The organism is Pseudomonas ekonensis (assembly GCF_019145435.1).
GTDB lineage: Bacteria > Pseudomonadota > Gammaproteobacteria > Pseudomonadales > Pseudomonadaceae > Aquipseudomonas > Aquipseudomonas ekonensis.
The window spans coordinates 2,422,534-2,432,822 of sequence record NZ_JAHSTS010000002.1; the positions used below are offsets into that span (position 1 = coordinate 2,422,534).

The following is a 10,289-nucleotide window of genomic DNA, read 5'->3' on the forward strand; positions in this document are numbered from 1 at the left end:
CTAGTTAGTCGTCTCGACCGGGAATCCTTCGGCCTGCATTTTCTTCAGCACATCCTGCCAGCGCGACAGGCGTTTGGTGTCACCGACCTTCTTGTTGCCCTTGGCCCCCGGCAGGTACAGCCCTTCGGCGTTGAAAGAGTAGACCGGCAGCAAATCGGTCCGCTCGGCCGCCGGCCTGATCGGGTCCATCAGGCTGTCGAGCACCAGGGGCATGGCGTCGGGAGTGGCATAGTAGGTCAACACCATGTGCGCGCGGTTCTGGCGCAGGGCCTTGACGTAGGTGATGCGCAATTTGTCACTGGAGACCCCCAGGTGACGCAGGCTGAAATACTTTGCGATTGCATAGTCCTCGCAATCCCCGGCACCCTTCCACAGCGCTTCGATGGGCGTCTCCCAGTAGTCGACTTCGTGCCACAGGTCGATATCCTCGACGTAGCGCATCTGCTTGTTGAAGAACAGGTTCACCACCTTGAGCTTGTCCGCCTCGCTGGCCTGCTTTTGCGTGGCCAACAGGTTCTGCCAGGCATCGATGCGCTGCTGTCCGGCGCCCAGCGGCCCGTACAGCGCCGTGGCCTTGCGGCTGATCGCGGAAAAATCCCAGTCGGCATGCAGGCCGCCCAGCATGGCGCCGGCCAGCAGCAACGCGCAGGCCAGCCGGCGCGCAATCCGGGGAATCGCGAGAGTTACCGCCAATGCAAGGCATCCAGGGCAGGGAGGAAAGCGTCTGATGGTGAAGGTTAGCCCAGCAAAAGACAATGGCACCCTGAGATCATCTCCGGCGCGCTAAACTCAAGGGGTAACGGGATTCCTCTACATGGTTTGACAACCTGTAGAGCAATCACTAGTGTCCTTTGGATCCAAATTCCGTAGTCATTCAGGGTGCGTAGTTGTGACACAGAAGCCCAAGCCGCTGCACAGCATCAAGGTCGACGGGCCGATTCCCGCGCATCTGGCGCGCTCGATCATAGAAGAGACCCTGCGCTCGGCGATCCTCGACGGCCGCCTGCCCTGCGGCACCGCCGTGCGCCAGCAGGATCTGGCCGACCTGTTCGGCGTCAGCCGCATGCCGGTGCGCGAGGCGTTGCGCCAACTGGAGGCCCAGGGCCTGCTGAGCGTGGTGGCCCACAAGGGTGCCGTGGTCGCGCCGCTGATCCAGGGCGACGCCACGGAAACCTACGAGTTGCGGATCCTGCTCGAGTCCGAGGCGCTGCGCCAGTCGGTGCCCCTGCTCACGGCAGCCGACCACGACCGTGCGGCCGGCTATATCGACGAGCTGGAAACCGAGCACGACTACACCGAGATCGGCCGGCTCAACCGGCTGTTCCACATGGCGCTCTACTGCAAGGCCGGCAACGGCCGCCTGCTGCGCCTGGTGGAAGACGGCCTGAACGAGGAGGAGCGCTTCCTGCGCTTCAACCTCGAAGCCATGGGCCTGGGCAAGCTGTCCCAGGACGATCACCGGGCGCTGCTGCACGCCGTGCGCGACCGCGACACCGAGCATGCGGTGAAACTGCTGGAGCAGCACCTCAACCGCGGCGTCGAAGTCATCACCCGTTACCTGGCCAGCTCCGCCGCGCCAAACCGCAAGACCGCCCGCTGACCCCTTCCGCCGGGCCTGCCCACCGGCCCGGCGAATCACCCGCTTACAAATCCCCCCGCCCGCCACGGTGAATTGCCGTGGCACTTCGGCGCCTGCGCTCTAACCTCCCCACCCAACTTCAACCCGCCCGTAATTCGCACCGCAAGCAAGTCACTTTCGACGATAGCGGCGACGCCGAATTACGCGCACCCTTGAACCGCCAACCGAATCAAGAACGGGCGACGCGCCGTCGGCGCAGTCCCCGCACCAGGAACCTACGGAAGGAGCCTTGTCACGGGAAAAGGAAGCGACGGCGCCGTTCCAGCCCAACTTCATCCCCCCCAAAACATTTCATTCGCCCAGTTAGAAAGTTGCTTCGAGTGAGGCATTCACTCTTATTAACCTATTTTGGCCATTTATTGCCGAAAGGAGCAACTACGCCCATGTAAAACTTAAATCAAAAGTTTTACCGGGCCTGCTCATACTTAAGAAACAGCCAACTTAAAATAATCAAAAATAAACTTGTTAAGTTGTTTTGTGATGTATTAGCTTTTTATGCGCCAGGCAATCGGACGCCATCGAGCTCCGTCAATCCAGGCCCTGTAGGCCTTAAAGGCAGCGGCCAGGCGCCGTCTACCTGAGCCAGGCGATAGATATTCAACTTCAACTTTCATCGAACCGAATGAGGCTCTCGCTCGCCAAGAGAAAGACATCCACCGCTGTTAGCCATTGTTTGAGCAGTCCCTATATCCCTATAAGCCAGAGGCTCGTAATCATGCCAACGAAAGAACAACTTTCCCTGAAGAAAGCCGAACTCAGCGTCCATCCGATCTTTTCCGAAATAAACTCCCTGACGGCGTTGCGCCGGTTCATGGAGTCCCATGTGTTCGCCGTCTGGGACTTCATGTCGCTGACCAAACGCCTGCAACAGGAACTGACCTGCACCCGCTTGCCCTGGCTGCCGCCACGGGATCCGCACGCTGCGCGGCTGATCAACGAGATCGTGCTCGGCGAGGAGTCGGACGACCGACCTGCCCACGGCCATTACAGCCATTTCGAACTGTACCTGGACGCCATGCGCGAAGTCGGCGCGGACACCACGGCGGTGGAACGCTTCGTCGCGCTGCAGCAGGAAGGGGTGAGCTATGAGGTGGCGCTGCAGAGCGTCGAGGTCGATCCGGCCGCCGCGCAGTTTGTCCGCGACACGCTGCACACCGCCCTGCACGCACCGGGGCACAGCGTCGCCGCCGCGTTCCTGCACGGTCGCGAGAGCGTGATCCCGACCATGTTCCAGCGCATGCTCGACGCCTGGGGCATCGGCGTCGAACAGGCCCCGACCTTCCGTTACTACCTGCAGCGGCACATCGAAGTCGATTCCGAAGACCACGGCCCGGCGGCGGAGCAACTGCTGGCGCGGCTGGTCGAGGGCGATCCGCAGCGCGAGGCCGAAGTCTACGCCAGCGCCCTGGCCGCCGTGGAAAGCCGCATCGCCCTGTGGGACGGCCTGCGCCAAAGCCTGCATGAACCGCAGGCGGAGGTGACGCCATGAACGCCGCCGACTACCAGTCCTTCGCCGATGCCTGGGAAAGCCGCGCCACCATCCGCACCCGCCCGCGCCGGGTGGTGGAGAACGATGAGCGCCTGATCTACCCCCTCAGCCGCCAACCGCTGGTGCTGAGCGAAACCTTCCTGCGCGAGTGCCCCGAGCAGCGCGACTTCGCCCTGGTGCAGACGCTGTACAAGTTCATCAACGACGTGGTGATCTTCGAGACCGAGATCGTCGACAAGACCGCCCGCAGCATCGCCAAGAACCGCTTCGCCGTGGCTTTCCCGTTCGCCTGCCGCTACGACGCGATGACCGTGGTGGTGGACGAGGACTACCACGCGCTGGTGGCGATGGATTTCATGCAGCAGACCGTGGCCATGACCGGCATCGAACCCATCGGCCTGCCCGACGAGATCGAGCTGAGCCGGGCGATTCCGGCCGCCGTGGCCCTGGCGCCGGAGCACCTGCGCGATGCGGTGGAACTGATCTGCGTGGCCATCGCCGAAAACACCGTGACCGGCGACGTGGCGGCGTTCGCCCGGGACGACACGGTCAAGCCGTCGATCAAGGGCCTGATGGCCGACCACCTGCTCGACGAGGGTCGCCACTCCAGCTTCTGGGCGCGCATGGTGCGCATCTACTGGCACACCGCGAGCGAAGCGGACCGCGAATGCATCGCGCAGATCCTGCCGGTGTTCATCGGCCACTACCTGACCAACGACATCCAGAAGGCCTTCGACCTGCGCCTGATCGACGCCTTGCCGGTCAGCGCGGCCGCGCGCCGTTCGCTCAAGGACGAGATGGCCGGGCTGGCGTTCCCGATCAACCGCCACCACCCGCTGGTGGGCAACATCGTGCGGTTTTTCCACAACAGCTCGCTGCTCGACACGCCCTGCGTGCAGCACGCCCTGCGCAACTACCTGATCTGAAGAGGAGAGCGTCATGAAACGCCTCGACATTTTGCTGATCGGCTGCAGCCAGGCCATGACCGACCTGGCGCAGGAACTTGAACAACACGGTCATTCACAGGTTCTGCTCAAGCATGGCCGTGCGCAGCCGCGACCGGCGGCGGATCTGGTGATCGACGACGCCAGCCTCGCGCCGCAGGACTTCGGCCCGACACCCCACCTGTCCCTGCGCCTGGGCATCGGCGCGAAAGGGGCCGGCGGCCTGCCGACCCTCGACCTGTTGTGCCTGCACGGCACGCGGCTGCTGAGCCGCGTGCCGATGGCGGACGAGCCGTCCGGCAACGGTCAGAGCCTGCGCCGACGGACACTGGCGCAGATCGTGGATGAGGTGACCCTGCTGGTCAGCCGCCTCTCCCGCGACACGGAATACTTCCGGCATGCGTCGGCGGCCGACGCGCCTGACTTCGAGCAGGTGGAAAGCCTGACGTTCCTCGACGCACTTGCCTACGTCCACCGCCTCAACGCCACGGCCAACCCGGCGCTGCTGCAACAGGCGCAGGTGCCGATGATCGAACGCCTGGAGCAGAGCCTGGTCCACCACGCGCAACGACCGGCACTGCACCTGGCCGAGCAGTCGGTCAGCTACGGCCAGTTGCACACCCACAGCCGGGCGATCCGCCAACGCTTGCAGCCTCTGCTCGAACAGTGCCCGCAACCCTGGGTGGTCGGCCTCTGCCTGCCCAAGGGCCGCGAGCTGTTCGCCTCGATCCTGGCGATTCTCGGCAGCGGCGCGGTGTACCTGCCGCTGGAGCCCAGCCACCCGCTGCAGCGTCAGCAGTACATCCTGGAAAACGCCGGGGCTGCGCTGTTGCTGCACGACGGCACGCATCCGCTCGGCGGCTCGATGCCGGGGCTGGACGTCAGCCGCATCGACCCGAGCGACGCACAGCCCGGGCAACCGCTGATGCTGCAGCGCCCCGCGCTTGAGGCGCCGTGCATGGCGCTCTACACCTCGGGCACCACCGGGCACCCGAAGGGCGTGCTGCTGAGCCAGGCCAACCTCGCCCACTTCACCGCGTGGTACGCCGACTACGTGGGGCTCGACGCGCAGAGCCGGGTGCTGCAGTTTTCCTCGCTGAGCTTCGACTCGTCGCTGATTGACATCTTCCCCACCCTGCTCGAAGGCGCCGAACTGGTGGTGCCCGACGCCGACCAGCGCCGCGATCCGCTGCAACTGGTGGCGCTGATCCGTCGCCGGCAACTGAGCCACGCGTTTCTGCCGCCGGCGCTGTTGAGCATCCTGCCGTTGGAGCAGCTGCAAGGCGTCGGGCAGATCATGACCGGCGGCGACGTCTGCGAGCCGTTCGTGATCGAGCAACTGACCCGCCAGGGCACGCTGCACAACCTCTACGGCCCCACCGAAGCCACGGTGCTGATCACGGCCCGGCCCCTGCGGCCGGGCGACAGCAACCGCACCCTCGGCGGGCCGATCGCCAACAGCCAGGTGCTGATCCTCGACGACGACCTGCAACCGGTGGAGGAGCAGACCGTCGGCGAACTGTTCATCGTCGGCCCCGGCGTGTGCCTGGGTTACCTGAACAACCCGCAGCAGACCGCCGAACGCTACCTGACGCTGGCGCTGCCGGACGGCCGCACACTGCGCGCCTACCGCAGCGGCGACATGGCCAAATGGGGGGCGCACGGCATCGAGCTGTGCGGGCGCCGCGACAATCAGGTGAAGATCCGCGGCTTCCGGGTCGAACCGGAAGAGATCGAGCGCTGCCTGCGCGAAAGCCGGCTGTACCGCCAGGTGGCGGTGGTGATCGATAGCCAGCGGCGGATCCTGGCCTTCCTTGCCCAGCCGCAGGAGCAGCGGCCGGGCGAGGCCCGGGAAGCGCTCAAGGCCCACGCCCGGCAATTCCTGCCGGACTACATGCAGCCGGCGGCCTGGACCGAACTGGCGGACATGCCCTTCGCCAGCAACGGCAAGGTCGACCGCAAGGCGTTGCTGGAGCTGCCGGTGAGCGTCCAGGCCAGCGGCCCGAAGAGCCTGCCGGCCAACGCCGACGAAGCGCTGCTGCTGGAGATCTGGGCGGAGCTGCTGGAACTGCCGGCCGGCGACATTTCCACCGACGAGAGCTTCTTCAACCTCGGCGGCCATTCGATCCTGCTGTCGCGCATGCTGCTGCGCCTGCGCGAGGAGTTCGGCCGCAGCATTTCGATCAACCGCTTCATCGAACGGCCGACCATCGCCAAGCTCGCCACCCTGGTGCGCGGCACGGACGAAAGCGCCGTGCTCAGCGCCCAGGCCATGGCCGACGCCGAACGCACGCTGGATCTCGAGCCTCTGCCGATCAGCCGCATGGGCGATGTGCACAAAGTGATCGTCACCGGCGCCAACAGCTTTGTCGGCGTGCACATCGTCGAGGCACTGCTGGGCTGGGGGGCCAGCGAAGTGGCGTGCCTGGTGCGCGACGGCGGCGGGCAGACGGCGGCGCAACGCTTCGCCCACGCGCTGCGGGAAAACCGGCTCGAACATCTGGATCTGAGCCGGGTGCGGGTGTACGCGGCGGACATCGCCCGGCCGCAGCTGGGCCTGGCCGACGAGGACTTCGAACGGCTCGACCGCGAGTTCGGCGCCCTGGTGCACAACGCCGCCAACGTCAATCACGTGCTCGATTACGAGTCGCTGGCGGCGGACAACGTCGAACCGATCTTCGAGCTGCTGCGCCTGTGCGAAGGCCGCAGCAAGAAAGTGTTCAACTTCGTCTCGACCCTGTCGGCCTCCAGCACCGTCGACGCCGAGGGCCGGGTGCTGGAACTGCCCGCCGCGCCCACACCGCCGATCTACATCCGCAACGGCTACAACCTGTCCAAATGGGTCGGCGAGCGCCTGCTCGAACGGGCGCGCGAGCGTGGAGTGCGGGTCAATCTGTACCGCCCCGGCAACATCAGCTTCAACAGCCAAAGCGGCGTCTGCCAGCCGCACAAGAACCGGTTGATGCTGATGCTCAAGGGCTCGATCCAGCTGGGCCAGGTGCCGGCCTTCGCACTCAACTTCGACCTGATGCCGGTGGACTTCCTCGCCCGCTTCATCGCCTTCCATGCCAGCCGCCATTGCGCCGGGCGCGCGGTGTTCAACCTGCACAACCCCGAGCCGCTGAGCTGGGACGCGTACGTGGCGTCCTTCCGTGAGACCGGCCGTGAGTTTTCGCTGGTCAGCGTCAGCGACTGGCAGCGGCAACTGGGGCGGGTCGATGCCGACAACGCGCTGTTCGGCGTGCTCGGCTTCTACCTCAACGGCTTCGAGGAAGACATCGGCGACATCTCCCTGATCGGCCACGCCAACGCCCAGGCCGGCGTGCGGCAGATGGGCGCGCGCTACCCGGAAAAGTCACCGGCGCTGCTGCGGCGCGGCTGCGATTACCTCAAAGAAATCAATTTCATCTGAATCATCCCAACAGCAAGGAGCAACACCATGAGCACACTGCAACCCGACACCCTGATCAAGAACCCTCACGGCTGCCACGTCGTGTCCTCGGTGCACGTGCCGGCGGACGCCGCGCAGGTGTGGGCGGTGGTCGGCGACTTCGCCGGTTTCCACCGTTTCATCCCGGCGCTGTCGCACATCGAGATGACCGGCGAAGGCGTGTCTTCGCTGCGCAAGAAGTTCTTCAAGGACGGCAACGTGGTGGTCGAGCAGCTCAACTCCCGCGACGAGCAGGCGCGGAGCATGACCTGGACGACCATCTACAACACCCTGGGCGTGGCCAACCTGTGGGCGGCGATGAACGTGGAATCGCTGGGGGAGGGCAAGGCGCGGGCGACCTGGACGATCATCGCCGAACCCGCTTCAGGTGGCGCCGAGGCGCTGCCGGGGTTCAAGGACTTCGTACAGGGGTTCGCCGATGACGCGATGGGGAATGTGTTGAAGCTGTTTGCGTAAGGCTTCGTGGCGGCGGTGACTGAACCGTCGCTTTCGCGGGCAAGCCCGTTCCCACAGAGGATGTGCGTACGGCACAGATCCGGTGTGGGAGCGGGCTTGCTCGCGATTGGCCGGTAGCCCCAGTCAATCAGATCTTGAAGCTGTCCACCAACTGCTTCAGTCGGTTGGCCTGCTGCGACAGTGCATCGCAATCCTTCAACGTTTCGTTGAGGTTGGCCACGCTCTGCTGGTTAAGCAGGTTGATCTGGTTGACGTCGATGTTGATGGTTTCCACCACGGCGGTCTGTTCTTCGGTCGCCGCAGCCACCGACTGGTTCATGCCGTCGATCTCACCGATGCGCTTGGTCACGCTGACCAGCCGCAGGCCGGCCTGGTTCGCCACCTCCACGCTCTGCTCGCTGGACGCCTGACTGGCGTTCATGGTGCTGACCGCTTCGCGCGAACCGACCTGCAGCGAGGTGATCATCTTGTGGATCTCTTCCGCCGACTCCTGGGTGCGGTGGGCGAGGTTACGCACCTCGTCCGCCACCACTGCGAAACCGCGTCCGGCCTCGCCGGCACGGGCCGCCTCGATCGCCGCGTTGAGGGCCAGCAGGTTGGTCTGCTGGGAGATGCCCTTGATCACGTCGAGGATGTGGCCGATGTTGTCGGTGCTGGCGTTCAGGGTTTCGATCTGCTCGCACGACAGGCTGATCTTCTGCGACAGCTCAGTCATGGCCTGAATGGTTTGTTCGACCACCTGACGGCCGTCGTCGGCCTGCTCGCTGGCGCCGCTGGCATGCTGCGAGGCGTCGGCGGCGTTGCGGGCGATCTCCTGGGTCGCGGCGCCCAACTGGTTGATGGCCGCCGCCACGCTGTTGGTGCGGGCGCTCTGCTCGTCGGAGCCGACTATCGAGGCGTTGGACGCGGTCATCACCCGCTGCGACAGGTCATGCACATGACGGGTCGCCGAGGAGACTTCGGAAATCGACGCGTGGATCCGCTCCACAAACTGGTTGAACGAGCTACCCAGTTCGCCGAACTCGTCCTTGCTCTCCACCACCAGACGGCGGGTCAGGTCGCCCTCACCCTGAGCGATGTCCTGCATCGCACGGCCCATGGTGATCAGCGGACGCATCAGCACGTTGATCAGCAGGCTCAGCAGCACGGCAATCACCGCCACCGCAATGAACATCGCGATCAGCGCCGAAGTGCGGAATTGGCCGAGGGCAGCGTAGGCCTTGTCCCGGTCGATCGACAGACCGATGTACCACTCGGCATTCGGCAGACCGCTGACCGGGGTGAACGACAGGATGCGCTCCTGGCCGTTGAGCACCACGTTCTGGTTGCCCTTCTCGATGCGCACGCTGGAGTTCGGGTAGATGTCCTTCAGGTTCTTCATCACCTGATCTTTGTCCGGGCTGACGATCACCTGACCGTCGGCGCTGACCAGGAAGGCGTGGCCGATGCCGCCGAAATCCACCGAGTTGATGATCTTCACCAAGGTTTCCAGGCTCAGGTCGCCGCCGACCACGCCGAGCAGCTCACCGTTCTTCTTCACCGGCATGGCGATGGTCACCACCAGGCCGCCGACGGCGGCCATGTACGGCGGGGTGAGCATGGTCTTGTCGGCGGCCACGGCCTGTTTGTACCAAGGGCGCTGACGCGGATCGTAGCCATCCGGCATCTTCGCGTCCGGACGCTGGGTGAACACGCCGTTGGCCTGGCCGACGTAGGTGAACTGGAAGTTCGAAGTAAATGCAGGCTGATCGACCAGGCCCGGGAAATCGGCGCCCTTGCCTTGGTGGGCGACGTTCTGCGCGAGGTTCTCCAGTACCAGGATCCGCCCGCTCATCCAGTTCTGCACGCTGCTGGCGGTCAGGTCACCGGCCTGTTGCACGGAGGACTGGAGGTTCTGGCGAATGGTGTTTCGCTGCAGGTAGTCGTTGTAGAGGGTGAACAGCGCGAACGCCAGCACCACGACGCCCGAGGCGGCCAAGAGGATTTTATGGCTGAACTTGAGATTCATTTCATGGGACTTCTTATGCCAAAAGTGGGGATGCGTTCCAGATGCAACATTCCGTGTGATTTCAATTTCCATTAGCTGGCAGGCAACGTTTCTGCGGCTGCTCTACTTTGGTGCACGCACGTCTCATCAGTCTGTCGGCACGGAGCGCAGAAAACTTAGGGCTTTGTACAAAATGAATGGCATATCAGCCAGATTCCCGCCAGACGGAAAGGCGAAAGGGCGGAATCTTCGGGTGCCCGAGGCTTTCATGCCCCGGAAAAGACAAAACCCCAACTGCTTTCGCAATTGGGGTTTCGGAATTC

At 64.4% G+C, this 10,289-nt stretch carries 7 protein-coding genes and 1 pseudogene; 5 read left to right on the forward strand and 3 right to left on the reverse strand.

Annotated features, from left to right (window positions below; all coding sequences use genetic code 11):
* On the reverse strand, positions 1–693 hold the full coding sequence (lapG, locus tag KVG96_RS23910; RefSeq protein WP_217894217.1) for a cysteine protease LapG: 693 nt from the start codon (positions 691–693) through the stop codon (positions 1–3).
* A gap of 196 nt (positions 694–889) precedes the next feature.
* On the opposite strand from lapG, the gene KVG96_RS23915 reads away from it, so the two are divergent.
* The 5 genes from KVG96_RS23915 to KVG96_RS23935 all read left to right on the forward strand — a co-directional run bounded on the left by KVG96_RS23915 (position 890) and on the right by KVG96_RS23935 (position 7,979).
* The gene (locus KVG96_RS23915) at positions 890–1,600 is read left to right on the forward strand and encodes a GntR family transcriptional regulator (RefSeq protein ID WP_217894218.1); all 711 of its coding nucleotides are present in this window, start codon (positions 890–892) and stop codon (positions 1,598–1,600) included.
* A 754-nt stretch (positions 1,601–2,354) separates the two neighbouring features.
* Complete coding sequence (locus KVG96_RS23920) at positions 2,355–3,128, forward strand: DUF3050 domain-containing protein (protein WP_225927448.1); 774 nt, start codon at positions 2,355–2,357, stop codon at positions 3,126–3,128.
* Positions 3,125–4,054, forward strand: coding sequence for a diiron oxygenase (locus KVG96_RS23925; protein ID WP_217894219.1), 930 nt, complete (start codon positions 3,125–3,127; stop codon positions 4,052–4,054). The genes KVG96_RS23920 and KVG96_RS23925 overlap by 4 nt, the downstream gene beginning before the upstream one ends.
* Before the next feature lie 13 nt (positions 4,055–4,067).
* Entirely contained in the window at positions 4,068–7,484 is a 3,417-nt protein-coding gene (locus KVG96_RS23930; RefSeq protein ID WP_217894220.1) for a non-ribosomal peptide synthetase, read from the forward strand.
* 27 nt (positions 7,485–7,511) lie between these two features.
* Positions 7,512–7,979 (forward strand): SRPBCC family protein, encoded by a 468-nt coding sequence (locus KVG96_RS23935; RefSeq protein WP_085694950.1) that lies wholly within the window; start codon positions 7,512–7,514, stop codon positions 7,977–7,979.
* A 127-nt stretch (positions 7,980–8,106) separates the two neighbouring features.
* On the opposite strand, the gene KVG96_RS27910 is transcribed toward KVG96_RS23935, so the two are convergent.
* A complete protein-coding gene (locus tag KVG96_RS27910; RefSeq protein WP_400835279.1) occupies positions 8,107–8,892 on the reverse strand; it encodes a methyl-accepting chemotaxis protein in 786 nt (261 codons plus the stop codon).
* A gap of 69 nt (positions 8,893–8,961) precedes the next feature.
* Positions 8,962–10,059, reverse strand: a pseudogene (locus tag KVG96_RS27915) (HAMP domain-containing protein); the annotation flags it as partial.
* Between the last annotated feature and the right edge of the window lie 230 nt (positions 10,060–10,289).